Origin of the sequence: Roseixanthobacter glucoisosaccharinicivorans (assembly GCF_043195095.2) — a bacterium.
Classification (GTDB): Bacteria; Pseudomonadota; Alphaproteobacteria; order Rhizobiales; family Xanthobacteraceae; genus NCEH01.
In genome coordinates this window covers 3,451,048-3,475,910 of the sequence record NZ_CM195538.1, presented here as the reverse complement: position 1 = coordinate 3,475,910, position 24,863 = coordinate 3,451,048, and the positions used below count along the sequence as shown (strand labels likewise).

Annotated in this window: 26 protein-coding genes; 10 read left to right on the top strand and 16 right to left on the bottom strand. The window is 67.4% G+C overall.

The genetic code is table 11. The features are described 5' to 3' along the window. Window positions 1-134: 134 nt before the first annotated feature. The 13 genes from V5F78_RS16135 to V5F78_RS16075 all read right to left on the bottom strand — a co-directional run bounded on the left by V5F78_RS16135 (window position 135) and on the right by V5F78_RS16075 (window position 15,508). On the bottom strand, window positions 135-347 hold the full coding sequence (locus V5F78_RS16135) for a DUF2158 domain-containing protein (protein WP_394042166.1): 213 nt from the start codon (window positions 345-347) through the stop codon (window positions 135-137). An 89-nt stretch (window positions 348-436) separates the two neighbouring features. Then, window positions 437-1,321: an oxygen-dependent coproporphyrinogen oxidase gene (gene hemF, locus V5F78_RS16130; protein WP_394067070.1), complete on the bottom strand. Its 885-nt coding sequence runs from the start codon at window positions 1,319-1,321 to the stop codon at window positions 437-439. 146 nt (window positions 1,322-1,467) lie between these two features. Further along, on the bottom strand, window positions 1,468-2,358 hold the full coding sequence (locus V5F78_RS16125; RefSeq protein WP_394067068.1) for a LysR family transcriptional regulator: 891 nt from the start codon (window positions 2,356-2,358) through the stop codon (window positions 1,468-1,470). Window positions 2,359-2,422: 64 nt separating this feature from the next. Beyond that, window positions 2,423-4,024 carry a GMC family oxidoreductase gene (locus V5F78_RS16120; RefSeq protein ID WP_394067066.1) on the bottom strand — a complete coding sequence of 534 codons (1,602 nt, stop codon included), beginning with the start codon at window positions 4,022-4,024 and terminating at the stop codon, window positions 2,423-2,425. A 46-nt stretch (window positions 4,025-4,070) separates the two neighbouring features. Continuing rightward, the gene (locus V5F78_RS16115) at window positions 4,071-5,480 is read right to left on the bottom strand and encodes an FAD-binding oxidoreductase (RefSeq protein ID WP_394067064.1); all 1,410 of its coding nucleotides are present in this window, start codon (window positions 5,478-5,480) and stop codon (window positions 4,071-4,073) included. Continuing rightward, a complete protein-coding gene (locus tag V5F78_RS16110; RefSeq protein ID WP_394067062.1) occupies window positions 5,477-7,684 on the bottom strand; it encodes an alpha-ketoacid dehydrogenase subunit alpha/beta in 2,208 nt (735 codons plus the stop codon). Before V5F78_RS16110 ends, V5F78_RS16115 begins: the two co-directional genes overlap by 4 nt. A gap of 51 nt (window positions 7,685-7,735) precedes the next feature. Then, complete coding sequence (locus V5F78_RS16105) at window positions 7,736-8,515, bottom strand: SDR family NAD(P)-dependent oxidoreductase (protein ID WP_394067060.1); 780 nt, start codon at window positions 8,513-8,515, stop codon at window positions 7,736-7,738. Next, the gene (locus V5F78_RS16100; RefSeq protein WP_394067058.1) at window positions 8,512-9,309 is read right to left on the bottom strand and encodes a shikimate dehydrogenase family protein; all 798 of its coding nucleotides are present in this window, start codon (window positions 9,307-9,309) and stop codon (window positions 8,512-8,514) included. The genes V5F78_RS16105 and V5F78_RS16100 overlap by 4 nt, the downstream gene beginning before the upstream one ends. 1 nt (window position 9,310) lies before the next feature. Continuing rightward, window positions 9,311-10,744 carry an aldehyde dehydrogenase family protein gene (locus V5F78_RS16095; RefSeq protein WP_394067056.1) on the bottom strand — a complete coding sequence of 478 codons (1,434 nt, stop codon included), beginning with the start codon at window positions 10,742-10,744 and terminating at the stop codon, window positions 9,311-9,313. A gap of 18 nt (window positions 10,745-10,762) precedes the next feature. Next, entirely contained in the window at window positions 10,763-11,467 is a 705-nt protein-coding gene (locus V5F78_RS16090; protein ID WP_394067054.1) for an ABC transporter ATP-binding protein, read from the bottom strand. Beyond that, a complete protein-coding gene (locus tag V5F78_RS16085) occupies window positions 11,451-13,286 on the bottom strand; it encodes a branched-chain amino acid ABC transporter ATP-binding protein/permease (protein WP_394067052.1) in 1,836 nt (611 codons plus the stop codon). Before V5F78_RS16085 ends, V5F78_RS16090 begins: the two co-directional genes overlap by 17 nt. 4 nt (window positions 13,287-13,290) lie before the next feature. After that, window positions 13,291-14,163, bottom strand: a complete 873-nt coding sequence (locus tag V5F78_RS16080; RefSeq protein ID WP_394014692.1) for a branched-chain amino acid ABC transporter permease — start codon at window positions 14,161-14,163, stop codon at window positions 13,291-13,293. A gap of 148 nt (window positions 14,164-14,311) precedes the next feature. Beyond that, a complete protein-coding gene (locus V5F78_RS16075; RefSeq protein WP_509276243.1) occupies window positions 14,312-15,508 on the bottom strand; it encodes an ABC transporter substrate-binding protein in 1,197 nt (398 codons plus the stop codon). A gap of 204 nt (window positions 15,509-15,712) precedes the next feature. Here V5F78_RS16075 and V5F78_RS16070 point away from each other — a divergent pair, with 204 nt between their 5' ends. The 4 genes from V5F78_RS16070 (at window position 15,713) to V5F78_RS16055 (ending at window position 19,193) form a co-directional block, all read left to right on the top strand. Further along, window positions 15,713-16,717, top strand: coding sequence for an NAD(P)H-quinone oxidoreductase (locus V5F78_RS16070; RefSeq protein ID WP_394067048.1), 1,005 nt, complete (start codon window positions 15,713-15,715; stop codon window positions 16,715-16,717). Further along, entirely contained in the window at window positions 16,714-17,496 is a 783-nt protein-coding gene (locus V5F78_RS16065) for an SDR family oxidoreductase (RefSeq protein ID WP_394067046.1), read from the top strand. Before V5F78_RS16070 ends, V5F78_RS16065 begins: the two co-directional genes overlap by 4 nt. Window positions 17,497-17,522: 26 nt before the next feature. After that, complete coding sequence (locus V5F78_RS16060; protein ID WP_394067044.1) at window positions 17,523-18,263, top strand: SDR family NAD(P)-dependent oxidoreductase; 741 nt, start codon at window positions 17,523-17,525, stop codon at window positions 18,261-18,263. 189 nt (window positions 18,264-18,452) lie between these two features. After that, window positions 18,453-19,193, top strand: coding sequence for a FadR/GntR family transcriptional regulator (locus V5F78_RS16055; RefSeq protein WP_394067042.1), 741 nt, complete (start codon window positions 18,453-18,455; stop codon window positions 19,191-19,193). A gap of 4 nt (window positions 19,194-19,197) precedes the next feature. Here V5F78_RS16055 and V5F78_RS16050 read toward each other — a convergent pair whose 3' ends face one another. Both V5F78_RS16050 and V5F78_RS16045 read right to left on the bottom strand, forming a co-directional pair. Beyond that, window positions 19,198-19,626 (bottom strand): response regulator, encoded by a 429-nt coding sequence (locus V5F78_RS16050; RefSeq protein ID WP_394067040.1) that lies wholly within the window; start codon window positions 19,624-19,626, stop codon window positions 19,198-19,200. Window positions 19,627-19,688: 62 nt separating this feature from the next. Further along, window positions 19,689-20,405, bottom strand: coding sequence for a Crp/Fnr family transcriptional regulator (locus tag V5F78_RS16045; protein ID WP_394067038.1), 717 nt, complete (start codon window positions 20,403-20,405; stop codon window positions 19,689-19,691). A gap of 166 nt (window positions 20,406-20,571) precedes the next feature. Here V5F78_RS16045 and V5F78_RS16040 point away from each other — a divergent pair, with 166 nt between their 5' ends. The 4 genes from V5F78_RS16040 (at window position 20,572) to V5F78_RS16025 (ending at window position 21,927) form a co-directional block, all read left to right on the top strand. Beyond that, on the top strand, window positions 20,572-20,841 hold the full coding sequence (locus V5F78_RS16040; RefSeq protein WP_394067036.1) for a CsbD family protein: 270 nt from the start codon (window positions 20,572-20,574) through the stop codon (window positions 20,839-20,841). Between the two features lie 135 nt (window positions 20,842-20,976). Continuing rightward, window positions 20,977-21,177 (top strand): hypothetical protein, encoded by a 201-nt coding sequence (locus V5F78_RS16035; protein ID WP_394067034.1) that lies wholly within the window; start codon window positions 20,977-20,979, stop codon window positions 21,175-21,177. A 156-nt stretch (window positions 21,178-21,333) separates the two neighbouring features. Beyond that, window positions 21,334-21,570: a hypothetical protein gene (locus V5F78_RS16030; protein ID WP_394067032.1), complete on the top strand. Its 237-nt coding sequence runs from the start codon at window positions 21,334-21,336 to the stop codon at window positions 21,568-21,570. A gap of 111 nt (window positions 21,571-21,681) precedes the next feature. After that, window positions 21,682-21,927: a hypothetical protein gene (locus V5F78_RS16025; protein ID WP_394067030.1), complete on the top strand. Its 246-nt coding sequence runs from the start codon at window positions 21,682-21,684 to the stop codon at window positions 21,925-21,927. Window positions 21,928-22,144: 217 nt separating this feature from the next. Here the strand turns inward: V5F78_RS16025 and V5F78_RS16020 are convergent, their stop codons facing one another. After that, a complete protein-coding gene (locus V5F78_RS16020) occupies window positions 22,145-22,375 on the bottom strand; it encodes a GCG_CRPN prefix-to-repeats domain-containing protein (RefSeq protein WP_394067028.1) in 231 nt (76 codons plus the stop codon). 270 nt (window positions 22,376-22,645) lie between these two features. On the opposite strand from V5F78_RS16020, the gene V5F78_RS16015 reads away from it, so the two are divergent. Both V5F78_RS16015 and V5F78_RS16010 read left to right on the top strand, forming a co-directional pair. Next, complete coding sequence (locus V5F78_RS16015; RefSeq protein WP_394067027.1) at window positions 22,646-23,524, top strand: HpcH/HpaI aldolase/citrate lyase family protein; 879 nt, start codon at window positions 22,646-22,648, stop codon at window positions 23,522-23,524. Window positions 23,525-23,844: 320 nt separating this feature from the next. Beyond that, window positions 23,845-24,567, top strand: coding sequence for a GntR family transcriptional regulator (locus V5F78_RS16010; protein WP_394067025.1), 723 nt, complete (start codon window positions 23,845-23,847; stop codon window positions 24,565-24,567). Window positions 24,568-24,863 lie beyond the last annotated feature (296 nt).

Sequence of the window (24,863 nt, the reverse complement as noted above, 5' to 3'; positions counted from 1 at the left end):
GGGCCTTCCATGTGGAATGGCGCGGCATATCGAAGGCAGCGCGGCCTCCGGCATGCCGGCGCGCCGAAACCCGCGACGTGCCCGAAACAGGCGCGCGACCTTATCCCCGCCGGGCGCAAGGCCCGCGGGCCGGATCAGTCTTCTTCGTCTTCTTCTTCGTCTTCGTCGAGGTCGAATTCCTCGATCTCCAGCGCGTCGAGGGCGACGGCGGGAAGCTTCTGGGTCCGGAATTCGACCACTTCCTCGGCGAACCACAACACTTCGACGGTCTCGCCTTCGACGGCGATGACGGTCAAGGCAGGGCTGCCGGACTTGAGTTGAACGATTTCACCGGGCGCGAAGGCCATTGCAGCATCTCCTCAACAGATGCTTCCGCCTAAACGGCTTGTATGACAGTGCCATCACACAGCTGGGGCGAAGCGCTGCAAAGCGCAATTTAGGGCCATTTTACCTCTGGCGGCATGGAGGAGAGGATGGAGGCGACGTTGCCGCCGGTCTTCAGGCCGAAGATGGTGCCTCGGTCATAAAGCAGGTTGAATTCCACATAGCGCCCGCGCCGCACCAGCTGTTCCTCGCGGTCGTCTTTGGTCCAGGGGGTCTGGAAATTGGCTTCCACCAGGCGGGGATAAATCTCCAGGAAGGTGCGCCCCACATCCTGTGTGAAGGCGAAATCGGCATTGAAATCGCCGCTGTCCAGCCAGTCGTAAAAAATGCCGCCGATGCCGCGCGGCTCGTTGCGGTGCTTGAGGAAGAAGTATTCCTCGCACCACGCCTTCAGCCGGGCATAGTCTGCCACCACATGCGGGGCGCACGCGGCCTCCATCGCCGCATGGAAGGCGACGGTATCAGGATCGTCTTGGGTGCGGCGGCGATCGAGCACCGGGGTGAGGTCCGCCCCGCCGCCGAACCAGCTCTTGGTGGTGACGACGAAGCGCGTGTTCATGTGCACAGCCGGCACATGGGGGTTCGTCATGTGCGCGATCAGCGAGATGCCCGAAGCCCAGAAGCGCGGATCTTCCGCCGCGCCGGGGATCTGGGCGCGGAACTCGGGCGCGAATTCGCCGAACACGGTGGACGTGTGCACGCCCACCTTCTCGAACAGGCGTCCGCGCATCATCGCCATGGTGCCGCCGCCCCCCGGCGCGCCGCTGTGATCGGTGCGGCTCCAGGGGGAGCGCTCGAAGGTCGCGGCCGGCCCGGCATAGAGCGCGGCGGGCGCCCGCGCCTCCAGCGCCTCGAAGGCGGCGATGATCCGGCCCTGCAAATCCTCGAACCAAGCGCGGGCGCGGGCTTTGCGGTCCTCGATATCGGATGGGAGCATGAATGATCCTTGCGCGGCGATGTCCCGTTCTGCGCCACAGCCGCCGCAAGTTCAACGCGCCGCCTTCGGGCTGGGCTTTAACAGGCGGCTTTGCCGGGCCCCACCCAAGGCGTGCCGTGGTCGCACGGGGCGCGCAGCGACGGTGTCTAAGGCGAACCAGCAGGGCGCGCTCGCGTCCGTCCCGTGAGCGTCGTCCACAAGGCTTCGACCGCCGCGTTCTGGCGAGCACGCGGGCGGAACAGGCGGATCTCCATGGCCACCTCGTCGCCCGCGCCGCCGGCGCGAACCAGGCGCGCGGCGTCCAGGTCGGCGGCGACGAGGCTCAGCGGAACCCAGGCGATGCCGCGCCCGTCGCGCGCAAGCGTCGCGAGCACGCCCGCCAGATGGGAGGTGAAGGCGGGTTCCCCGCCATCGCCGCGCGCGACGCCCGAGGCGGCGAGAATCCGTCCCATGCCGGATGTGGGCGCATAGGCGAGATAAGGCCCGCCCGCCCGCACCCGCGTCGGCGTGCCCACGGGCACCAGCCGGTCCTCGCCGATGGTGGCGGAGAGAAACGCCGGTTCCTCCAGCCGCGTGCGCGCCGCCGGATGGTGGTGGCACAGAAGCAGATGGGCCTTGCCCTCCACCATCAGGTTTTCGCACGCGACCATATGGTCGGCGGTGAGTTCGAAGGTGGCCGGCGAATCGAGCCGGGCTTCCAACTCGCGCAGCCAGGGCGGGAAGAAGGTGAGGGAAAGCACGTGGGTCGCGGCAAAACGAATGGCCGCGCCGCTCGCCTGGGCGGCGACGAGCGCCTCATGCCGGCCCTGGTGAAGCCGCCGCAGCGTCTCTTCCGCCACCGGCCGCAGCCGCTCTCCCGCCGCCGTCAGGCGCACCGAATGGGTGGTGCGCTCGATCAGCGGCACGCCGACCCAGTCCTCCAGCGCGCGGATGCGCCGGCTGAAGGCGGACTGGCTGACCGCGCGCTTGCCCGCCGCGCGGGAGAAGCCGCCTTCTTCCAGCAGCGCCAGGAAATCTTCGAGCCAGATCGTGTCCATGCCGCACCGGGTGAGCCGGGGATCAAACTAGCGGATGTCGCGGTCCCGGCTCAATCGCGTCGTCTCACCCCTTCGCATCCGCCTTGATGAGGTCGGCGGCCTTTTCCGCGATCATCATCACCGCCGCCTGGGTATTGGCCGAGACGATGGTGGGCATGATGGAGGCATCCACCACCCGCAGCCCGTCGAGCCCGTGCACCTTCAGGCGCGGATCCACCACGGCGGCGGGGCCGGTGCCCATCGCGCAGGTGCCGATGGGGTGATAGATGGTCTGTCCCGTGGTGCGGGCGAACTCCAGCCATTGCGCGTCGCTCTGCACATCGGGGCCGGGGTTCATCTCATAGGCCCGATAGGGGTCCATGGCCTTCTGCGCGATGATGGCGCGGGCGATCTTCATGCCGCCGACGAGGCTGTCGCAATCTTCCTGCACAGCCAGGAAGTTCGGGCGGATGGAGGGCTGTGCGAACGGATCGGCCGACTTCACGTGGATCGAGCCGATGGATTGCGGGCGCAATTGGGTGACGCCGATGGTCATGCCCGGCAGGTGGTCCAGCGCCCGGTCGGCGGCGTTGGCATAGCTTGCGTGCATGAAGAAATATTGGATGTCGGGGGTTTCCAGCTCCGGCCGGGTCTTCACGAACCCATGGGCGAGCCCGGTGCCGAGGGTGAGGATGCCGGTGCGGGTGAGGAAATATTGCGCCACCGCGCGGGCCAGCTTCAAGCCGCGCGTCTGCTCGTTGAGGGTGATGGGCAGCTTCACCCGCCAGTTCATGCGGGTGGCGAAATGGTCGCGGTAATTATTGCCGACGCCGCTCAGCGCGTGGAACACCGGCAGGCCGGCGGCTTTGAGCGTGTCGGGATGGCCGATGCCGGAAAGCTCCAGCAATTGCGGCGACTGCACCGCCCCGGCGGTGAGGAGGATTTCGCCGCGCGCCCGCGCCACCAGATCCTTGCCGCCCAGCCGATAGCGCACGCCGCTCGCCCGGCGGCCCTCGAATTCCAGCTTCAGCGCATGGGCGTGGGTGACCACCTTCAGGTTCGGCCGGCCCAGCGCCGGGCGCAGATAGGCATCCACCACGGTCCAGCGGCGGCCGTCCTTCTGGTTGACCTGATAATAGCCGAAGCCGGCCTGGTCGGGGCCGTTATAGTCCGGGTTGCGGGAATAGCCGGCTTCCTCGGCGGCTTCTATGAAGGCCTCCGAGAGCACTGGCCGCTCGGCCACCCGCACCACGTTCAGCGGCCCGGAGGTGCCGCGCGAGGGGTCGGCGTCCGGCGCGACGAAGGTCTCCATTTTCTTGAAATAGGGCAGCACGTCCTCGGCGCTCCAGCCGGTCGCACCGCGCTGGGCCCAGCCGTCATAATCCTGCGGCTGGCCGCGCACATAGATCATGCCGTTGATGAGCGTGGAGCCGCCGAGACCCTTGCCGCGCGGCACCACGATCTCGCGATTTCCGGTGTTCTCTTCCTTTTCGGTGGTGAAGCGCCAGTTGAACGCGGCACCGCTCAGAAGCTTGGAGAAGCCGGCGGGGATGGGGATCCAGAAGCCGTTGTCCGGCCCTCCCGCCTCCAGCAGCAGCACGCTGTGCTTGGGGTCTTCCGAGAGGCGCGCGGCGAGGATGCACCCGGCGGTGCCGCCCCCGACGATGATGTAGTCGAACGTTTCCATGCCATCCCCCTTTGGGGTCTCTTCTTGATGGGGCCCCGGCCCGCGCTCAGGGCGCGCGGACCGGCAGCACCTTTCCGGGATTGAGCCGCTGGTGCGGATCGAGGGCGCCCTTCAGGGTCGCGCAAAGGGCCGTCTCCTCCGCCGAGCGGCGGCGCAGGAGTTCCTCGACCCGATACTGGCCGATGCCGTGCTCGGCGGAGATGGAGCCGCCGAAGCTGGCGACCACATCGTGCACGAGGCGGTTGATGGCGGCGCCGTCGTGGCTCGAATCCACCAGCACGTTGTAGTGCAGGTTGCCGTCGCCCACGTGGCCGAACACATTGGCCCGCGCGCCGGGCGCGCCGGCCGCGAGCGCGGCATCAGCCGCTTCCAGAAAGGCGGGAATGTCGGTGATGGGGACGGAGACGTCGTGCTTCAGGCTCTTGCCCTCGCGCGCCTCGCCTTCCGAAATGTGCTCCCGCAGCGCCCAGAGTTGCGCCGCCTGGGCGCCGGATTCCGCCACGACGCCGTCGAGGGCGATCTCCTGTTCCAGCGCTGCGGAAAGCGCGGTCTCCGCCGCCTCGCGCAGGCCGGAAAGGCTCGCGCCGGCCTCGATCAGCACGAACCAGTCACCGGCCGCGATCGGCGGCGTCAGGCCGGCGTGACGGCGTACCAGATCGAACGATTGGGCGGAGATCAGCTCGAAGGCGGAGATGGAATCGCCCAATTCGTCCTGCGCCAGCTCCAGCAGGTGCAGAGCGGCCGCCGGTGAGGGCACGCTCAGCAACGCCGTCACCGTGTGCTTGGGGCGCGGCACGAGGCGCAGGATCGCGGCGGTGACGATGCCGAGCGTACCCTCGCTGCCGATGAAGATCTGCTTCCAGTCGTAGCCGGCATTGTCCTTGCGCAGGCGCCGCATGCCGTTGACGATGGTGCCGTCGGCCAGAACCACTTCCAGGCCCAGCACCAGGGCGCGGGTCATGCCATAGCGCAGCACGTTCACCCCGCCGGCATTGGTGGAGACGATGCCGCCGATGGTGGCGGAGCCTTCCGCCGCAAGGCTCAACGGCAGCAGGCGGCCGGCGTCAGCGGCGGCGTCCTGCCCCACCTTGAGGATGCAGCCGGCCTCCGCCTCGATCGTCATGCCAATGGGGTCGAGCCCACGGATGGCGTTCATGCGGGTGAGGGAGAGCACCACCTGGGCGCCCGAGGCATCGGGCACCGCGCCGGCCGCAAGGCCGGTATTGCCGCCCTGGGGCACAAGCGCCGCGCCCGCCTCGGCGCAGGCCCGAACAACCTCAGAGACCTCGGCCGTGGATGCGGGGCGGACCACGCACAGGGGTTTGCCGGGAAACTGCCGCCGCCAGTCGATGGCGTAGAGTTCCATGTCGGCTTCGCCGGTGATGAGCCCGGCGGGGCCGACGATCTGCGAAAGGCGCGTCAGCAGCGCGGCGTGGGTGTCGTTCGCATTGCTCATGATGCGGCCTGCGCCAATGCGGCCGGCGAAAGCGGCGTGCCGCGCGCGGCCATGGTCACGGCCAGTCCGTCCATCACTTCCGGCGTGCCGGCATAGGCGGCGCGCTCCAGCACCTTGGAGATGGTGGGGGAAGCCTCCTTGCCGGTGACGCGCTGGATCGGCTGGTCGAGCCAGTCCATGTAGCGGCGCTGGATCTCATCGGCGAGGAAGCTGCCATAGGAGGTGCCCACCGAGCCCTGCTCGACGATCAGCACGTTGTTGGTCTTGCGAATGCTCTCGCCGATCGTGTCCCAGTCCAGCGAGGCGCGGTCGAGGGTGCGCAGATCGATGATCTCGGCATCGACGCCGAGTTGCTCGACGGCTTCGCGGCTGCGCGCGACCATGGCCGAATAGGTGAGAATGGTGAGGTCGTTGCCTTCCCGCACCACCCGCGCCGTGCCGAGCGGGATGATGTAGTCGAGGTCCTCGGCCGGGATCGTCCCCATGGTCTGGTAGAGGTCCACATGCTCAATCACGAGCACGGGATCGTTGCAGGCCAGGGCCGCATTCATCAGGCCCACATAGTCGAACGGGGTCGAGGGGGCGACGATGCGCCAGCCGGGCGAGGTGGCAAACATGCCCGCCGGGTCCAGCGAATGCTGGGAGCCGTAGCCGGTGCCCATGGCGATCTTGGTGCGCAGCACCAGCGGCACGTCAACATCGGCACCGAACATGTGGCGCGCCTTGCCGATCTGGTTGAACACCTGGTCGGCGGCGACCCACATGAAGTCGGGATACATGAATTCGATGATCGGCCGGTAGCGTCCGTCCATGGCAAGCCCTCCTGCGAGGCCGGCGAATGCGCCCTCGCTGATGGGGGTGCCGAATACACGGCCGGGAAAGGCGGCGGCAAGGCCGCGTGTGGCGCCATTGGTGCCGCCCTTCAGGCGATGGATGTCCTCGCCCATGATCACCAGCTTGTCGTCGGTCTCGAAACGGCGGTGAAGCACGTCGGCGATGGCATCCACGAACTTGCGCTCGGTGGTGGCGCCGGTGAAAGTCGAAGCTTCTTCCGCGCGCTTGTCCTTCAGCTCGGACAGGTCGCCGCGAATGCCGGTATCCACGAAGCCGACATCGGGCCAGAGCGCCGCCTGGATGCGGCGCCGGTTGCCGTCCGGCTCCACAAGGCGGGCCGCGACCTCGCCCATCAGCGCCTTGCAGCGCTCGCGCAGCGCGTCCAGATCGCCTTGGCTCAGCTCACCCCGCTTCACCAGGGCGCGGCCGGTGCGGTCGATGGGATCGCGGGCGCGCCAGGAGGCTTCCTCCTCCTTGGTGCGATAGCCGAAGGCCGAGCCGGGCAAGGGGCCGTTCTGGTGGAAATAGCGATAGACCTCGGCCTCGATCACGGTTGGGCCCTGGCCCGATCGCATGACGGCAAGGGCTTCCTGGGTCGCGAGATGGACCGCCAGCGGGTCCATCCCGTCCACCCGCCAGGAGGGAATGCCGAAGCCGGGCCCGCGGCCGGAGAGGCGCGGGTCGCGCGTCGCCTCGGCCACCGTCGTCGCGACCGCATAGCCGTTGTTCTCGATGAAGAACATCAGCGGCAGGTTCCAGGCGGCGGCGAGGTTCATGGTCTCCAGCACCGCGCCAATGTTCACCGCGCCGTCGCCGAAATAGGTGATGGCGACGTCGCCCGTGCCGGCGAGCTTGTGGGCCATGGCCGCGCCCGCCGCGAGCGGCACGCCGCCGCCGACGATGGCATTGGTGCCGATGGCGCCGGCTTCCCCCCAGCGCAGGTGCATGGAGCCGCCGCGCCCGTGGCCGAAGCCCGGCTCCAGCCCGAGGATCTCGGCGAGCGACTGGTAGAGCAGCGGCTCGGTGCCTTCCGGGAAATCCGCCTTCGGGTCGATGCCCGGGGCGATATAGGCGAGGGCTTTCGCGAGGAATTGGTGATGGCCGCGATGGGAGCCGTTCACCTGGTCGCCGGGCCGCAGACCGACGATGGAGCCGGCGGCGCCGCCTTCCTGGCCGACCGAGGAATGGGCCGGGCCGTGCACGAGCCCCTCGCCGGCCAGCTCCAGCACCGTTTCCTCGAAGGCGCGGATGAGGTTCATCTGGGTGAGGAGTTCGCCCAGGAGCTTGGGGTCTGCCTGCTGCCAGTCGGCTTCGGTGGTGCGCAGCTCAATCCAGGGTGCCGCGGCTTGCAGCTCGATGCGGTCCGGCATTGTCATTCTCCTCAAGACCGGCCGGTCGGGCCGTTCTCTGCGTCCAAATCTTCAGAGATATCCGTAGGCGGCCCAGCCGCCGTCGACGCCGAGCACTTGCCCGGTGATGGCGCCGGCGTGATCGCTGGCGAGGAACACCGCCGCCTGCGCCACCTCGTCGGGGGTAATCAGCCGGCCGATGGGGGTGCGCTTTTCCAGGCGGTCGAGATCGAGCCGGCCGCGCGCGGCGAGATCGTCCAGGAACGGGGTGCGCACATAGCCCGGCGCGATGGCGTTCACGCGCACGCCGCGCGCCGCCCATTCCACCGCAAGCGCCTTCGCCATCATGACGACGCCGGCCTTGGAGACGCAGTAGCCGATGCGCTCCGGTGCGGCGACGACGCCGTACATGGAGGCCATGAGCAGGATCGAGCCGCGCCCGCGCGCCAGCATCCGCCGGCCCGCTTCCTGCGCGGTGAGGAAGACGCCGGTGAGGTTGATGTCCATCACCCGCTGCCAGTCGGCGTCGGTGACGTCGAGCGTCGGCTGGTTCGAGGATATGCCCGCGTTCGCGACCACGATGTTGAGCCCGCCGAAGGCGTCCGCCGCGTCGCAGGCCCGCGCCACGTCGGCGCGGCTGGTCACGGAGCCGGAAACCGCGACGGCCTCGCCAAGCTCCGCCGCGACATCGCCCGACTTCGGATCGGGGTCGAGCAGCACCAGGCGCGCGCCCTGGGCGCGCAGCGCCCGGCTGATCGCAAGGCCGATGCCCGAGGCGCCGCCCGTCACCAGCGCGCAGCGATCCTTCAACAGGCCGACGGCCGGGAGCGCGGGGGAGGGGACCGCGTTCACGGTTCCATTCCGACGAACTTCGCCATCAGCTCGAGCTGGCACTCCAGCATCGGCCGGCCGGGCTGGGTGCGGCAGCCGCGCGCCTGCGCCGCCGCGAGCAGCGCGGTGGTGACCGGCTGCATGATGATCTCGGCGACGATCTGGTCGGGCGTCAGGCTGGCGGCGTCCAGGGGCAGCGGATCCCCCGCCTTCAGGCCGAGCGAGGTGGCGTTCACCACCAGGTCGTGGCCGGACGGGTCGGGCGTGCCGATGTCCACCTGAAGGTTCGGGAATGGGCCGGCGAGGCGTCCGGCGAGATCTTCCGCCTTGGCGCGCGTGCGGTTGGCGATGGTCAGGCGCGAGATGCCCGCCTGGGCCAAAGCGAAGGCGATGGCATTCGCCGCACCGCCGGCGCCGGCGAGATAGGCGCTGCGGCCTTCCGGCTCGATGCCGTTTTGCCGCAGGCCGGCGACGAAGCCGTGCCCGTCCAGCATCTCGCCCACCAGCCGCCCGTCCGCCTCGCAGCGGATGGTGTTGACGGCGCCGATGAGACGCGCGCTCTCGCTCACCTCGTCGCACAGATCGACGATGGCGGTCTTGTGCGGAACGGTGACGATGAGCCCGCCGAGATTGCGCAGCAGCCGCAGCCCGCCGACCACGGCGGCGAGGTCGTCGGCGCTGGCGTGAAGGGGCACCAGCACGCCGTCATAGCCGACCCGCTCCATCAGCGCGTTGAGCGCCTGGGGCGTTTTCACATGGTGGATGGGATCGGCCAGGATGCCGAAGAGGCGCGTATGTCCGGTGATCTCGCTCATGTCATCCCGCCAGCGTGTAGGCGGTCTTCACCGCCGTGTAGAATTCGCGGGCATAGGCGCCCTGCTCGCGCGGCCCGTAGGACGAGCCCTTCCGGCCGCCGAACGGGGCGTGATAATCCACCCCCGCGGTGGCGAGGTTCACCATCACCATTCCGGCCTGGGAGCGGCGGCGGAAGTCGCTCGCATGCTTGAGCGAGGTGGTGCAGATGCCGGAGGAGAGGCCGAATTCGGTATCGTTGGCGACCGCCAGCGCTTCCTCGTAATTGCGCACGCGGATCACGCTCGCGACCGGTCCGAAGATCTCCTCACGGTTGATGCGCATGGCATTGTCGGTCTCGGTCATCAGCGCCGGGGCCATGTAATAGCCGGGCGTGCCGCGCTCCAGGCGCTCGCCGCCGATCACCTTGGCGCCTTCCGCCTTGCCGATGCCGACATAGTCCAGGTCCTGGTCGAGCTGGTCCTGGCTCACCACCGGGCCGATATCGGTGCCGGCTTTCAGCGCATCATCCACCGTCAGGGCGGCGAGGCGCTCGGACAAGGCGGCGACGAACCTATCGTGGATCTCGCTCTCGACGATCAGGCGCGAGGAGGCGGTGCAGCGCTGGCCGGTGGAATAGAAGGCGCCGTTCACCGCGGCTTCCACCGCCGTCTTCAGGTCCGCATCGTCCAGCACCACGAGCGGGTTCTTGCCGCCCATCTCCAGCTGGAACTTGGCGCCGCGCGCCACGAGGTCGCCGGCGATGCGGCGGCCCACCGGCACCGAGCCGGTGAAGGAGATGGCGCGCACCTTGGGCGAATGCACCAGCGCATTGCCGACCTGCGAGCCGGGCCCCATCACCAGATTGAACACGCCTTCCGGCAGGCCGGAGCGGGCGATGATTTCCGCCAGCGCCCAGGCCGAGCCGGGCACCAGTTCCGCCGGCTTGAACACCACGCAATTGCCGTAGGCGAGCGCGGGGGCGATCTTCCAGGCGGGAATGGCGATGGGGAAATTCCAGGGCGTGATGAGCCCGACCACGCCTTCCGGCTCGCGGGTGATCTCCACTTCCACGCCCGGCCGCACCGAGGCGAGCTTGTCGCCGGTGAGGCGCAGGGCTTCGCCCGAGAAGAATTTGAACACGCGGCCGGCGCGCGTCGCTTCGCCGATCCCCTCGGCCAGCGTCTTGCCTTCCTCGCGCGACAGCAGGGTGCCGAGCTCTTCCCTGCGGGCGAGGATTTCCGTGCCGATGCGGTCGAGCGCGTCGGCGCGCAGTTCCGGGCTCGCGGCGGCCCAGGCCGGGAAGGCGGTAAAGGCGGCATCGATGGCCGCTTGCGCCTGCGCGGCGTCGGCGAGGGCGTATTCGCCCACGACGTCATCGAGATTGGAGGGATTGATGTTGCGGTTGACCCGCGTGCCTTCGACCCAATCGCCGGCAATGAAGTTCTTATGCAGCATGGCAAGGATTCCGGGGGTTCAAATGCCGAGATAGACGGTCTTGATATGCGGATCGGCGAGCAGGCCCGGGCCGGTGTTCTCGATGGCGATATGGCCGTTCTCGATCACATAGGCGCGGTCGGCGATCTTCAGCGCGTGGAAGGCCTTCTGCTCCACCAGCAGCACGGTGGTGCCCATCTTGCAGATGCGGTCGAGCACATCGAACATCTGCTGCACGATGATGGGGGCAAGGCCGAGCGAGGGCTCGTCCAGCATCAGCAGCTTGGGCGCCGCCATCAGGCCGCGCGCGATCGCCACCATCTGCTGCTCGCCGCCCGAGAGCGAGCCGGCCAGCTGGCTGAGGCGCTCGCGCACGCGGGGGAAGATGTCGAGCACTTCCTCGAACCGCTGGGCGGCACCCGCGCGGGCTTTGGGGTGGTAGCAGCCCATCAGGACATTGTCCTTCACGGTCATGACCGGGAACAGCTGGCGCGCCTCCGGCACCATGACGAGGCCGCGCCCGACAATCTCCGCCGGGTCCAGCTTGTCGATGCGCTGGCCGTCGAAGACGATCTCGCCGCGCCCCGGCTTCACCAGCCCGGAGATGGCGCGCAGCAAAGTGGTCTTGCCGGCGCCGTTGGCGCCGATGATGGTGACCACCTCGCCGCGCCCGACGCGGATCGAGACATCTTCGAGGATGACCGTGCGGCCGTAGCCGGCCGAAATCTCAGAGACCTTGAGCATCGGCATAATCCTCCCCGAGATAGGCTTCGATCACGCGGCGGTCGCGCACCACCTCTTGCGGCGGGCCCTCCGCGATCAGCTTGCCGGAATCGATCACCGCGATCCGGTCCGACAGGCTCATGATCGCCTGCATGTTGTGCTCGATGGCGACCACGGTGACGCCGTGGTCGCGGATGGTGCGGATGAGCTGCACCATGCGCTGGGTGTCGGCCTGGCTCTGGCCGGCCATCACTTCGTCCAGCAGCAGAATGTTGGGCTCGGTGGCGAGCGTGCGCGCCACTTCCAGGCGCTTGAGACCGCCGATGGGCAAGGTGCCGGCCTCGATATCCTTCACATCGTCGAGCCCCACCACCTTGGCGACACGCAGGGCGGCGGCGCGCGCGTCCTCCACCTTGGGATGGCGCAGGAAGGCGCCGATCATGATGTTCTCCAGCACGGTGAGCTTGCCGAACGGCTGGACGATCTGGAACGTGCGGCCGATGCCGCGCCGGGCAAAGCCGTCGGCCGTGGTCGGCGTCACGCCCACGCCGTCCGCGCCGATGACGGACACGGTGCCGGAATTGGGATGCAGGAAACCCGACAGCTGGTTGAAGAACGTGGTCTTGCCGGCGCCGTTCGGCCCGATGATGCCGAGAATCTCGCCGCGCTTGAGGGTGAGCGAGATATTGTCGGTGGCAACGAGGCCGCCGAAGGTCTTCATCAGGTTCTTGGCGATCAGGATCGGCTCGCCCGGCGTGCCGGTGATGGCATTGAGCGCGGGCGCCTCGCGCACCGGGGTCGCGCGGCCGCCGCCGGGCAAGGCGTCAATCCAGCGGCCGACGCGCTTGCCGAACGTGCCCACCAGGCCGCCGGGCAAGGTGAGGGTGATGATCACCAGCACCGTGCCATAGACGAAGCCGTGCAGGCCGTTGGCCGAGGCGCCGAGCCAGCCGCGCGCGAGTTCCGCCAGCGGCACCACCAGCACCGTGCCGAGCAAAGGTCCCGCCACTGTGCCGAGGCCGCCGATCAGCGAGAACATGGCGATCTCGATGGAGGTGGCGAGCGAGAACATGGTCGCTGGTTCGAGGAACGTCATGTACATGGCGTGGAACGCACCGACGAGCGCGGTCAGCGCCGCCGAGATGGCGATCGCCTGCAGCTTCACCCGGGTATTGTTGACGCCCGCCGCCAGGGCCGCTGGATCGCGCTCGCGCACCGCCGTCAGATAGAAGCCGAGGCGCGAATTGCGGATCAAATAGGACACCGCGATGCACAGCAGCAGCAGGCCGAAGGCGATGTAGAGATAATTGATCTTCTCGCGGAAGATCATCCACGTCCAGCCGAGCTTCAGCGGCACGATCAGGCCCGCCGAGCCGCCGGTGACCTCGTGGAAATGGATCGACAGCAGCCGCACCACTTCCAGGAACGCGATGGTTGCGAGCGAGAAGAACGGGCCGCGCAGGCGGAAGCAGGGATAGCCGATGGCCAGCCCGACGATCGCCGCCAGCGCCGCGCCCACCAGCATGCCGAGCCAGGGCGTGAGGCCGAAATGGGTGATCAGCAGCGCGGTCGTATAGCCGCCGATGCCGTAGAACACCATGTGGCCGAGCGAGAGCTGGCCGGCATAGCCACCGACGATGTTCCAGGCCGTGGAGAGCGCGGCGAACACGCAGATGGTGACGAACACATGCACCACGAACGGCGAGCCGGAGACCATTGGAATGATCAGCAGCAAGGCGAGCGCGATCAGCGAACAATAGACGCGCGGGGTGGTGAGGGCGGCGAGCAGGCCGGGGCCCTTCTGCTGCGCGGCGGGTGCGGAGGTGGCTTTCACGGTCATGGGATCACTCCGTCCCGCGGCCGAGGCCGAACAGGCCGGTCGGCTTGAAGATCAAGATCAGGATGAAGATCACGAAATAGACGACCTCCTTGAGGTCGGGCGCGATGTAATATCCCGAAAGACTATCCACGATGCCGATGATCATGGCGCCGAAGAAGGCGCCGTACATGGAGCGCATGCCGCCGAGCACCACCACCACGAAGGCGGTGAGCACGAAATAGGTGCCGATGGTGGGCGTCACGGGATAGAGCGGCATCACCAGCGCGCTGGCGAGGCCGACGCAGGCGGCGCCGAGACCGAAGGCGATCACATAGATGCGGTCCACGCGCACGCCCATCAGCAAAGCGGCATTGCGGTTCTGCGCCGTGGCGCGGATGGCGCGGCCGAGCGGGGTGGATTGCATGAACAGATGCAGGCCCGCAACCAGGGCGAGCGCGCACACGAACATCACGATCTGGCCGATCACCAGGGTGAAGCCGCCGATGTTGATGGAATGCTGCACCACCGAGGGGGGAACCGAATAGAGGTCGGCGCCGAAGATCATCAGCGCGAGGTTCATCAGCGCGGTGGACAGCCCGACGGTGGCGAAAATCTGGATATGCTCTTCCGCCGACAGCAGCGGCTGGATGATGAAGCGCTGCACCAGGGCGCCGAACGCGAACAGCAGCAGCACGATGGGAATGGCCGACACATAAGGATGCAGGCCGAATTTCGCGGCGAGCAGATAGGCGCCGTACATGCCGACCATCAGGAACTCGCCATGGGCGAAGTTCACCACCCGGACGATGCCGAAGATGAGGGTCAGGCCAACGCTGATGATCGCGTACATGCTGCCGAGCAGGATGCCGTTGATCAGGAGCTGAATGAAAACGTCCATCGCGCGGACTCCAGGCGGACGGGGCGGGCGGAAAGCGCCGTGGGCAACGGCACGGCGAGCGTCAGCCATCCCTGAGGGGGCTGGCGGCGTCTTGTTGAAAAACGGCCGCCGCTTTGGGGCGGCGGCCGCAAGGTGCAAGCCGGGAGGCTCAGTTGGTGCCGACGCCGACCTTCATCTTGGCGACGGCGGCGTCTTCCGGGAACACGGTGACGAGTTCGCCACCCTGCCACTGCATCAGGAAGGGAAGGGCGCGGGTGTTCTGGCCCTGCTCGGAGAATTTGGCGCCCCAGCCGGTGGCGGTGCTGCCGACCGGCAGGTCCACCTTCAGCACCTGGGCGCGGATGTTGTCGGCAGTGAGATCCTTGGACGCGGCGATGGCGTCGAAGAACACCTTGGCGCCCATGTAGTTCGCAAGGCTATGGCCCGAGCGCGGATCGGTGCCGTACTTGGCCTTGTACTTGGTCACGAACTGCTCGATGCCCGGGGCCGCCTTGGGATTGGTGCGATACTGGGTGAAGTCCACGTCCAGCGCGCCTTCCATGTTCTCAGCGCCGACCGCAGCTACGGTGTCGCGCAGCGAATAGCCGCCGCCGGCGCCGATCACCGCCTTGGGCTTGAAGCCCTGGTCCTTCATCTGGCGGAAGAACAGCACCGTGTCGTTCTGGTAGGAGGTCTGAAGCACCACATCCACGCCCGCGCTCTTCAGGCGCAGGATCACCGGGGTGAGGTCAACCGATTTGGCGGAATAAGCGAGCGCTTCGACAACGTTGAGCTTCTTCTCGGCCGCGCGGGACTTCTGATAGCCCGACATGGTCTGACCATAGAGCGAGTCTTCGTAGATGATGCCGATCTTCAAGTCTTCCGGCTTCTTGCCAAGCGCCGGGGCGATGGCGTCGGGAATCGAATCGACCATGCGGACCGAGAAATCCTTGGCGGTCGCATTGGTGCGGAACACATTCTTGAAGCCGCGCTCGGTGATCGGGTCGGAGACCGCACCGAGTTCGAAATAAGGCACCCCGGCCAACTCGGCCACCTGGGTCGCCGCGAGCGACAGGGACGAGGAATAGGTGCCGAAAATGGCGGAGACATTGTCCACCGAGGTCAGGCGGCGGGCTTCGCCCACGGCCTGGTTAGGGTCCACCGCATCGCCCTTGATGAGGGTGATGGTCTTGCCGTTGATTCCGCCGGCGGCATTGCGCTCCTCGACGGCGATTTCCAGGCCGCGGAAACTCTCGTCGCCGAGCAGGGCGAGCCCGCCCGAGAACGGGTAGAGGGCGCCGAACTTGATGGTCTGCTGGGCGGCGGCAGGTGCGAGGCCGGCAAGCGGCGCCGCTGTCAGAACCATAGCGGCAGCCAGCGCTGCCCGCGCAATCTTCCTCATCATTTCCTCCAGTAACGCGCCGTAGGCCGACGACATCAGCGGCCGCTCGGGAGCGACCTTCCCGCTAACTTTGCAGATAACCAAGTTGCCTGACAAGTGGGAAATTGCTAACTTCATATCCGAGTTGCGGCCCGCCATTCTACAAGAGCCGCACGGAGGAAATTGCCCATGCCAGATTTGCCCACCACCATGCGCCAGATCCGTTTTGAGGGATCGGGCGGGCCGGAAGTCATTCGCGTGGAGACCGCGCCCGTTCCCGTGCCCGGCCCCGGCCAGGTGCTGGTGGAAGTGGTTGCGGCGGGCGTCAATCGCCCCGATTGCCTCCAGCGCGCCGGCGGCTATCCGCCGCCTCCCGGCGCGACCGACATCCCAGGCCTGGAGATCGGCGGGCGCGTGGTCGCGCTCGGTGAAGGCGTCACGTCCCCGAAAATCGGCGATGAGGTCTGCGCCCTGGTGATCAGCGGCGGCTATGCCGAATACTGCGTGGCGGAGGCGCCCTTGTGCCTGCCGGTGCCGAAGCCGCTTTCCCTGCTGGAAGCCGCCGGGCTGCCGGAGAATTATTATACGGTCTACGACAACATCTTCACCCGTGGCCGGCTGGTCAAAGGCGAGACGATTCTGGTCCATGGCGGGTCGAGCGGCATCGGCTCCACGGCGATTCAGCTCGCCAAGCACGCCGGCGCCACCGTGTTCGCCACCGCCGGCTCGCCGGACAAGTGTGAATTCTGCCTCTCCCTGGGCGCGGATGCGGCCATCGATTATCGCGCCGTCGACTTCGTCGCCGAGGTGAAGCGCCTGACCGACGGCAAGGGCGTGGATGTGATCCTCGACATGGTCGGCGGCCCTTATATCGCCCGCAATCTCTCCGCGCTCGCGCTCGAAGGCCGGCTGGTGCAGATCGCGTTCCTGCAGCCGAGCCGGGTGGACATAGATTTGATGCCCGTCATGTTGCGGCGCCTCACCATCACGGGCTCTACTCTGCGCGCGCGTTCGGTGCCGCTGAAGGCGGCGATCGCCGATCATCTGCGGCGTGATGTATGGCCGCTGCTGGAGAGCGGCGCGGTGCGGCCGGTGATCCATGCCACCTTCCCGCTGGAGCAGGCGCAGGCCGCCCATGCGCTGATGGAATCGAGCGCCCATTCCGGCAAGATCATGCTGGAGACGGGCAAGTGAGTGCGCAGGCCGGCACCCATAGCGGCCGCGTCGTTCTCGTCACCGGCTCGGGGCGCGGCATCGGCCGGGCCATGGCCGATGCCCATGCCGATGCCGGCGCGGCGGTCGCCTATCTCGACCATGATCCCGCCCTCGCCCAGGAAGCCGCCGAGAGCGCGACGGCGCGCGGGGTGAAAGCGGTCGCGGTTTCCGCCGATGTGGCGGATTACGCCGCGGTCGCCGCCGCCGTCGCCATCGCAACGGCGGCGCTCGGCCCCATCGACGTGCTGGTGAACAATGCTGGCATCTCGCCCAAGAGCGGCGCCGACAAGCGCCGCGTGGACGCCTTCGCCATGGACCCGGCGGAATGGCGGCGGGTGATCGACGTGAACCTCACCGGCGCGTTCAACTGCACCCGCGTGGTGCTGCCGGGCATGCGGGACTTGGGACGCGGGCGCATCGTCAACGTCTCCTCGGTCGCCGGGCGCACCTATTGCGACATCGTGGCGGTGCATTACGCCGCCTCGAAGGCCGCGCTCATCGGCTTCACCAAGCATCTGGCGGGGGAACTCGGCCCGCTCGGCATCACCGTGAATGCGCTGGCGCCGGGCCGCATCGACACCCCGCTCATGCGCGGCACGGCGCCCGAGGCCAACGAGGCCGCGCGCATGGCGACCCCGCTGCGCCGCCTCGGCTCGCCGGAGGATGTGGCGGACACGTGCCTGTTTCTGACCTCCGAGCAGGCGCGCTTCGTGACCGGGCAGGTGGTGGACGTGGCCGGCGGCTGGCTTCTGACCTGACCTGCGCGCAAGAAACGGTTGATTCCATGTTCGATTTTACCGGCAAGACCCTGTTTCTCACCGGCGCCAATGGCGGGATCTCGCGCGCGGTGGCGCAGACTTTCTTCGAATGCGGCGCCAATTGCGTGCTGACCGACCTCGATGCCGAGGGAATGGAGGCCTTCGCCCGGACCCTCGACCCGAGCGGGGCGCGTGTCCTCGCCACGCGCCAGGATGCCGCCGATCCGCAGGACGCCGACCGCGCGCTCGCCTTGGCAAAGGAGCGGTTCGGGACGCTGGATTTCCTCGTCACCTCCGCCGGGCTCTACCGGGCGCGGCAGGTGGCGGAGATGGACGATGCCTATTGGCGCCAGGGCATCGCGGTCAATCTGGACGGCGTGTTCTACACCTGCCGCCGGGCGATCCCGCTGTTTGCGGAGGGGGCGGCGATCGTCAATCTCGCCTCCATGGCGGGGCATCGCGGCAGTTTTGCCCATGCGGATTATTCCGCCGCCAAGGGCGCCGTGCTCGCCTTCTCGCGCTCGCTCGCCATCGAGCTTGCCCCGCGCGTGCGGGTGAATGCGGTCTCGCCGGGCCTGATCGACACACCCATGGTGCGCGGCCTGATGGACGCGAAGGGCGCCGCGCTTCTGGAGCAGACGCCCATGAAGCGGCTCGGCACGGTGGAAGAAATCGCCCGCGTGGTGGCGTTCCTCTGCTCGGATTGGGCAAGTTTCGTCACCGGCGAGACGGTGCACGTGAATGGCGGGCTTTATATTGCAAGTTGAGGCGATGGCGCGCGCCATCTACACATACCGGAGCATTGAAATTGGCGTGCTCGCTCAGCGGGCGCCGCAATATTTTCGATCTATCCGCTCTCGGCACGGAAGACCTGACGGCGCGAAGCAATCGTGCATGCGATTGCTTCGCCACAGGTCCGAGGGCGCGGGGCGCACGGGGCAGCGGGAGTGAAGAGGATGGGCCGGACCCACGACATTATCGGACGCGGTCCCTCGCTGGCGGATACCCTGGCGCAGCGCTTGCGCGAAGAAATCTCCTCGGGCCGCCTGCGCCCCGGCGAGCGGCTGCCGACCGAGCAGCAGCTGGCCGGCACCTATGGCGTCTCCCGTCCGATCGTGCGCGAGGCCGTGGGGCGGCTGAAGCATGACGGCTTGGTGCTGACGCGCCAGGGCGCCGGCGCCTTCGTGGCCGAGCCGGGAGCGGTTTCCACGTTCCGCATCGATATTTCCGACTTCCACAACGAAGACGAGATCCGCCACATCGTGGAATTGCTGATGGCGGTCGAATCCACCGCCACCGCCCATGCCGCCGTGCGCCGCACGGCGCACGACCTGGAGCAGATCCAGCTCCAGCTCGACGCCATGCAGGCCGCCATCGACCGCGGCGACCCGGGCGTCGACGAGGATGTCGCCTTCCACCGCGCCATCGTCGAGGCGACCGGCAACCCGTTCTTCCGGGATCTTTCGGACTTTCTGGACCGGCGGGTGCGCACCTTCATCCGCGCCGCGCGGTCGAACACGGCGCGCATGCAAGGCCTGACCGAGGCGGTTCAACGCGAGCACCAGGCAATTTTCGATGCTGTGGTGGCCGGCGAGCCGGAGCGCGCCCAGGCCGCCGCCATCACCCATCTGGAGAATGCCGCCGCGCGGCTGACGCTCTACCTGGCCCCGCGGGGCGGCAAGCCCGCAACCGATTGAAGCCCTAGCTTTGCTCGCGCAGGAGGGCGTGGAGGGGGCCGATGATGCTTTCATGATCGAACGCATCGCCCCAGACCGGGATATCGGCGAGCGAGGGCGGCACGCGCGCGATGCCGAGCGTCGCCACGAACAGCAGCGGCACCTTCTGCGCGCGCAGCTGCGCGGCGAGCGGTTCAAGAAGCGGCTGGTGGAGATGGATATCAATCACCGCGCAATCGGTCTGCAAGCCCCTGCGTATGGACTCCTCGGCCGCCGCGAAGGTGAGAGGGCCGATCACGTCGAACGCGTGACGCCTGAGAATGGCGGCGATGTCGCTCGACAGAACATATTCGTCGCCGATCAGCAGCACCCGATGCCGAAGCCCGTTCAAAACCCGCCCCATGTCCTGCGTGATCTGCGTTTGCATGCGCTGGTGTGACAGAAGCGCGAGCACCGCGAGATAACGCAGGTTAACTTGGCCGGGAAAAATACCGTTCGCTGTCCCGGGCGGCGGGTTCAGCGCGGCTCCTTCGACAGGCTGAGATAGGTGGGGTCGAAATTGGCGAAGGCGCAGATCGCGTCCCAGTCGGGAATGGTCAGGCGATCCTCCTCCCAGATGATGAGACCCCTTGCGCGCAATTCCTTCATGGTGCGGCTCATGTGCACCTTGGAAATGCTCAGCGCGTCCCCAAGATCGGCCTGGGTGATCGGCAGGAAATAGCTGTCGCCGGAGGTGAGGCCGACCGTGCGCTTGCGCAGCAGCAGTTCGCAGAACAGATGCGCCGCCCGCTTGACGGCGGAGGCGTGGGAGATGGCGAGCCATTGCCGGTGCACGGCGGCGTCCACCAGGGTGCTCAGCCAGAACAGGCGCGTGATATGGGGATGGCTGCGCGTGATCTCCTTGACCACCGCATGATCGACACAGGCGAAGGTGCAGTCGGTCAGGGCGCCGACGCTATGGTCCATCTTGCGCAGCACGAAGCCGTGCAGGTCCACGAAATCGCCCGAGATGTGAAGGGCGGTGATGCGCCGATGCCCGTCCTCGGTGAGATTGTAGCGCGCGCAATGGCCATCCAGCAGCAGCGTGCTCACGCTCGGCCGGTCGCCGTCCTTCACCGCGTCGGTGCCGGCGGGCACCGACATGACGTGCGTGGTGATGCTCTCGAGGAATTGGCGTTCCTCGCTCGACACCTGATCGTAATGCTCAAACCTGCGGACGAGTGGATTTGACATCGAGTGCCCTTCGTCTTGGCCTTTTAGCGGTCAAAGGCGAGGGTCACAAGGAAAGGCTTACGCTCCGGTGGCCGCGTGCGCCGCCACGTGTTGCGGCATTCTCGCCTGCATAAGGAACTTGCCGCCCCAGCTCCCGTTTCTCTCCCGGATACGCAAGGAGCGAACCATGACCGAGAATACGCTAAAGGGCGCGGCCACCGAGACGGGCGGACGCATCAAGGAAGCTGCCGGAGCCATCGTCGGCGACGGATCGCTGAAGGCCGAGGGCGTTTACGACCAGATGGCCGGCTCCGCCCAGCGCGCCTTGGGCGATACCGCCGACGCGGTGCGTGCGGGCGGCCGCAAGATCACGCGGCAGGTGGAGGACCAGCCCGTTCCCGCCCTGCTGGTGGCCGGCGCCGTCGGCTTCGTGCTGGGATATCTCGCCGCGCGGTGAACCTTCGCGCCCGGCCGGAGCGGGCCGGGCGCGTCTTATTTCGTCGGCTTTATTTGCCGCCAAGCTGGAACGGCCCGCGACGCGCCTTGGTTGATCAAGCGGGGAGCAGTCCTCTCAACCATAAGGAAACGTCACATGGGCAATCCCAACGACCGTAATCCCGAAGATCGCAACCAGACCGACCAGGAGCGCCAGCGCGCCCAGGACGAGCGCAATCGTCAGCAGGGCGGGCAGAAGCCCGGCGCGGGCCAGCAGAGCCAGACCGGCGGCGGCCAGGGCCAGCATGGATCGGACCCGCAGCGGCCCGACCAGAAGCGCAATCCGGACCAGCGCTGACCCACACATTCCCGGCGTCACGGCAGCCCCGCCCCTCGCGTGAGAGGCGGGGCTTTTTCGTGTGAAAAACGCAGCGGAGACGCGGCCGCGTGGACGGAACCGGAGCGGTAGTGGTGCGTTTACCAATCGGCCGATGCGTGTCGCGCGGCGATCGGAATGGAAGGAACCACGATGGGCTCGTTTTCCCGTATCTCCCCCGCCCCCTCGTCCCTGCGCCTGGTCATCGGCACCAAGGATCGCGAAGTCGCCTCGCTCGATGAAGCCATGGGGTTCCTGCATGAGCAGGATGCCGATGCCCTGGGTGAGTTCCTGCTGTCTGGCCTCGATGCGGACGCGCCCGAAGCGCTTGTCGCCTTCCGCAATCGCCTGGAAATGATGCGCGCCGCGCTGTGAGGACGTCCTGCGCCGCCCACGCCTGTTGGGCCGGCAGCGTCATGGGCATCGGCTGCGCGAAGTGTGCGCAATCACGGTGCAACCAATAGGCATCGGGCGCGTTCCTCTGGCATGGCCAATTGGAATCGAAAGCTCGCCCTGCCCATCTCCGTCGCCGGCAGCGACGGCGACGAGACATTGGTGACATTGCACGATGCCGCGCTCTTCATAATTCGCCAGTTCGAAGGCGTGCGCTCGCAGGCGGTGCGACGGACGGTGGAAAGTCTGGTGAAAGCCGCCGAGCTGGACAGTGCCGCGGCGTCCGAGGAAGCCTCCCGACAGCTTGAAATGTTCCTGGCGTCCCTCATGCGCGAATGAGGCGGGTTCGCGCCTGATACGAGCCCGCGCGCGGCGGATTCACCCGCGGCCGGTTCGCCATTCGCCTTCGGCAGCTTCGCGCGCGGCAGGATCTACGCGGCAGAAGGGTGGCCCGACCCGACGAGAGCACGCCGGTTCGCCGGAGCAGGGTGAGAGAGCGGCGTCAGGGCCATCGCCCGCACGTGGCGGCGATGACCCCGGTTGCCTTATCTCGACGCTACCAATTGCAGACGCGGCGCGGTCCCCACGGCGTGGCACGCCACCAGCAATGCCGCACGGCATTGGGGCGACAGCCACCATAAGGCCCGCGGTGCCAGCCGACACCGCAGCCTTGCGCGACGGTGATCACGGGGCTCGGACCGGGCTGGGCCGGCTGAATGGGAAACGCCTCGGCCTCGACGCTGACGCAGCACAGCGCCAGAGCGGCAGCGAAAAGAGCTTTACGCATCGCAGTCACATCCCTGTTGATTGGATGCCGGAACAATGCATCGCGTGCCCGCCGCGTTCCAGCAACCAGGGCTAAGTTACTGTTGCTTACCGGAAATGAGCGCGTGCACGCCACCGCGTGGGAGCCCGCGCCTCGTCCCGGCCATAACCTGGAGATATCCGCCGCTGCGCCAAACTGTATCCCAAGGGCCGGGCGCAGGCGGCTAAGGTTGGCCTCGGGTTTCGCGCCGGGCGCCGAACCCTTTGTGTCCTTCCATGCCAGGAGCCCTCCATGCCGCTTCGCACGATGCTTTTCGCGCCCGGCAATCACGCCCGCCGAGTCGAAAAGGCCTTCGAGGTGGGAGCGGATGCGGTGATCCTCGACCTGGAGGACGCGGTCGCGGTAAGCGAGAAGAGCGCGACGCGCGCATTGGTGGTGGAGGCACTTGGCCGGCCGCGCCGCTGCGCCGGCTATGTGCGTGTGAACGCCATGGACACCCCGTTCTGCTTTGGCGACCTCGCCGCCGTGGTGCGCCCCGGGGTCGATGGAATCATGCTGCCGAAAATCGAATCGGCGCGGCACCTGTTCGCGGCCGACTGGATCATCGCCCAGCTGGAGCGCGAGCGTGGGCTGCCCGAAGGGGGATTCGACCTGCTGCCCATCGTCGAGACCGCGAAGGGGTTCGCCAACCTCGCGGACATCGTGAGTGCCGGTACCCGCGTGCGGCGCTTCGCGTTCGGCGCGGGCGACTTCGCCCTGGACACCAATATGAACTGGACCGCTGGGGAGCGCGAACTGACCCAGGCCCGTGCGAGCCTCGTAACCACCTGCCGTGCCGCCGACCTGGAACCGCCCATAGATAGCGTGTGGGTTCGGCTTGATGATGCGGACGGGCTGAAGCATTCCGCCGAATTCGTGGCCGGGACGGGATTTCAGGGCAAGATGTGCATTCACCCGGCGCAAATTCCCGTTGTCAACGCAGTGTTCACGCCGGGCGACGCCGAGATCGCCATGGCCGAGCGCATCGTCGCGGCGTTCGCGCAAGCCGAGGCGCGAGGAGAGGCGGCATTCCAGCTCGACGGCAAGTTCGTGGATTACCCCATCGTCTTCCGGGCCCGTCGCGTGCTCGCGACAATCCAGGCGATCCGCGACAGGGAGCAGGCGGCGTGATGCTGGGCGGGATCCGGCCGTGCGGGGGCACGGCGATCGCAAGTAAAGCGAAAATAACCCGCATTCAGATGGGCAATGGGGCCGCCGGTATATTTTTACGTCGCGGCCTATACTTCGCCGCCCCCATACCCATGTGCGGGCCGCGAGACCGATGCACATGCGGAGGTTTTCGGGTATATGGTGGGGCCTAGACAGACAATCGGTTTGTATTCGCGGGTTCTGGACAGGCGCCCGTGGGGACGCCAATATTTAAGTCATCGCGCCTTGGCGCCGGGGTTGGTCCCGGTCACATGGCACGAGGCAAGAGAAAAGCACGGCGGATGAGTGAAGCAAGGGAATTTGACAAGGAATTCTTGGTCGCGCGGCCGGCGGCGCTGCTGCGCCACAGTGTGACCGAGAGCATCCGCCAGGCGATCGCCGCGGGCCGGTTCCGTCCCGGCGAGCGCATGCCGGAGCGCGATCTGTGCGAGATGACCGGCGTCAGCCGCACCTTGGTGCGCGAGGCGCTGCGCCAGCTGGAATCCGAAGGCCTGATCGAGGTGGTCGCCCACAAGGGTCCGGTGGTGGCGCGCATCACCGCCGCGCAGGCGATCGGCGTCTATCAGGTGCGCGAGGTGCTGGAAGGGCTCGCCGCGCAATTGTTCGCCGCCCACGCCACGGAAGAGCAGCATCGCGACCTGCGTGCCGTCTTCGAGGAGGTGAAGAACGAAGAATTGGCGGTCAAGCGCGTGACCCTGAAGAACAGATTCTATGAGTGCCTGATCGCCGGTTCGGGCAATGACGCCCTGGGCAAGGCGCTGTTCATGCTGAATTCGCGCACCATGCTGCTGCGCGCCCAGTCGCTCCAGGCGCCCAACCGCTGGAGCCAGAGCCTGAGCGAACTCCAGGCGCTGCTTGACGCCCTCGACGAGCGGGACCCTGTGAAGGCCCGCGCCATCGCCATGGACCATGTCCGCCGGGCGGCTTCCGCCGCCATGCACACGTTCTCCATGGACGGGCGCGAAGACAAGCGCCGCCGCCGCACGCCCGCCGCCTATGCGTGAGCGCGCCGTGGCGCGCAACGCGGCTCGGCGCGCTCTGGGGATCGCGCATCTGCGGGCGAAAACAGCGGCGCCCGGGCAAGATTAGAATAATATTGTATGATTGTAATATTGCTATTTCGCCGCGCGCCGGGGTAGGTGCTCAATCTGCGGCTGCAAGCCTGGGCCGTGATCCTTCAGAAACGGTGACTGGGTCCGCCTCCGCCTCGGCCCTTGCCGGCGCGCGCCGTTCAGATGGCGACGCCACCTGAACGGAAAAGCATTTTATAGCAAGCCTTTAGGGGCGACTTGGTCGATCG

What these genes read in the sequence shown, in the direction of transcription:
- V5F78_RS16070 (WP_394067048.1), top strand. Translation starts at nt 15,713, where the DNA reads ATGCCAGATTTGCCCACCACCATGCGCCAGATCCGTTTTGAGGGATCG.
- V5F78_RS16075 (WP_509276243.1), bottom strand. Translation starts at nt 15,508, where the DNA reads ATGGTTCTGACAGCGGCGCCGCTTGCCGGCCTCGCACCTGCCGCCGCC.
- V5F78_RS16020 (WP_394067028.1), bottom strand. Translation starts at nt 22,375, where the DNA reads ATGCGTAAAGCTCTTTTCGCTGCCGCTCTGGCGCTGTGCTGCGTCAGC.
- V5F78_RS16030 (WP_394067032.1), top strand. Translation starts at nt 21,334, where the DNA reads ATGGAAGGAACCACGATGGGCTCGTTTTCCCGTATCTCCCCCGCCCCC.
- V5F78_RS16135 (WP_394042166.1), bottom strand. Translation starts at nt 347, where the DNA reads ATGGCCTTCGCGCCCGGTGAAATCGTTCAACTCAAGTCCGGCAGCCCT.
- V5F78_RS16040 (WP_394067036.1), top strand. Translation starts at nt 20,572, where the DNA reads ATGACCGAGAATACGCTAAAGGGCGCGGCCACCGAGACGGGCGGACGC.
- V5F78_RS16055 (WP_394067042.1), top strand. Translation starts at nt 18,453, where the DNA reads ATGGGCCGGACCCACGACATTATCGGACGCGGTCCCTCGCTGGCGGAT.
- V5F78_RS16125 (WP_394067068.1), bottom strand. Translation starts at nt 2,358, where the DNA reads ATGGACACGATCTGGCTCGAAGATTTCCTGGCGCTGCTGGAAGAAGGC.
- V5F78_RS16090 (WP_394067054.1), bottom strand. Translation starts at nt 11,467, where the DNA reads ATGCTCAAGGTCTCTGAGATTTCGGCCGGCTACGGCCGCACGGTCATC.
- V5F78_RS16110 (WP_394067062.1), bottom strand. Translation starts at nt 7,684, where the DNA reads ATGCCGGACCGCATCGAGCTGCAAGCCGCGGCACCCTGGATTGAGCTG.
- V5F78_RS16120 (WP_394067066.1), bottom strand. Translation starts at nt 4,024, where the DNA reads ATGGAAACGTTCGACTACATCATCGTCGGGGGCGGCACCGCCGGGTGC.
- V5F78_RS16100 (WP_394067058.1), bottom strand. Translation starts at nt 9,309, where the DNA reads ATGAGCGAGATCACCGGACATACGCGCCTCTTCGGCATCCTGGCCGAT.
- V5F78_RS16080 (WP_394014692.1), bottom strand. Translation starts at nt 14,163, where the DNA reads ATGGACGTTTTCATTCAGCTCCTGATCAACGGCATCCTGCTCGGCAGC.
- V5F78_RS16025 (WP_394067030.1), top strand. Translation starts at nt 21,682, where the DNA reads ATGGCCAATTGGAATCGAAAGCTCGCCCTGCCCATCTCCGTCGCCGGC.
- V5F78_RS16035 (WP_394067034.1), top strand. Translation starts at nt 20,977, where the DNA reads ATGGGCAATCCCAACGACCGTAATCCCGAAGATCGCAACCAGACCGAC.
- V5F78_RS16010 (WP_394067025.1), top strand. Translation starts at nt 23,845, where the DNA reads ATGAGTGAAGCAAGGGAATTTGACAAGGAATTCTTGGTCGCGCGGCCG.
- V5F78_RS16060 (WP_394067044.1), top strand. Translation starts at nt 17,523, where the DNA reads ATGTTCGATTTTACCGGCAAGACCCTGTTTCTCACCGGCGCCAATGGC.
- V5F78_RS16095 (WP_394067056.1), bottom strand. Translation starts at nt 10,744, where the DNA reads ATGCTGCATAAGAACTTCATTGCCGGCGATTGGGTCGAAGGCACGCGG.
- hemF (WP_394067070.1), bottom strand. Translation starts at nt 1,321, where the DNA reads ATGCTCCCATCCGATATCGAGGACCGCAAAGCCCGCGCCCGCGCTTGG.
- V5F78_RS16015 (WP_394067027.1), top strand. Translation starts at nt 22,646, where the DNA reads ATGCCGCTTCGCACGATGCTTTTCGCGCCCGGCAATCACGCCCGCCGA.
- V5F78_RS16115 (WP_394067064.1), bottom strand. Translation starts at nt 5,480, where the DNA reads ATGAGCAATGCGAACGACACCCACGCCGCGCTGCTGACGCGCCTTTCG.
- V5F78_RS16085 (WP_394067052.1), bottom strand. Translation starts at nt 13,286, where the DNA reads ATGACCGTGAAAGCCACCTCCGCACCCGCCGCGCAGCAGAAGGGCCCC.
- V5F78_RS16045 (WP_394067038.1), bottom strand. Translation starts at nt 20,405, where the DNA reads ATGTCAAATCCACTCGTCCGCAGGTTTGAGCATTACGATCAGGTGTCG.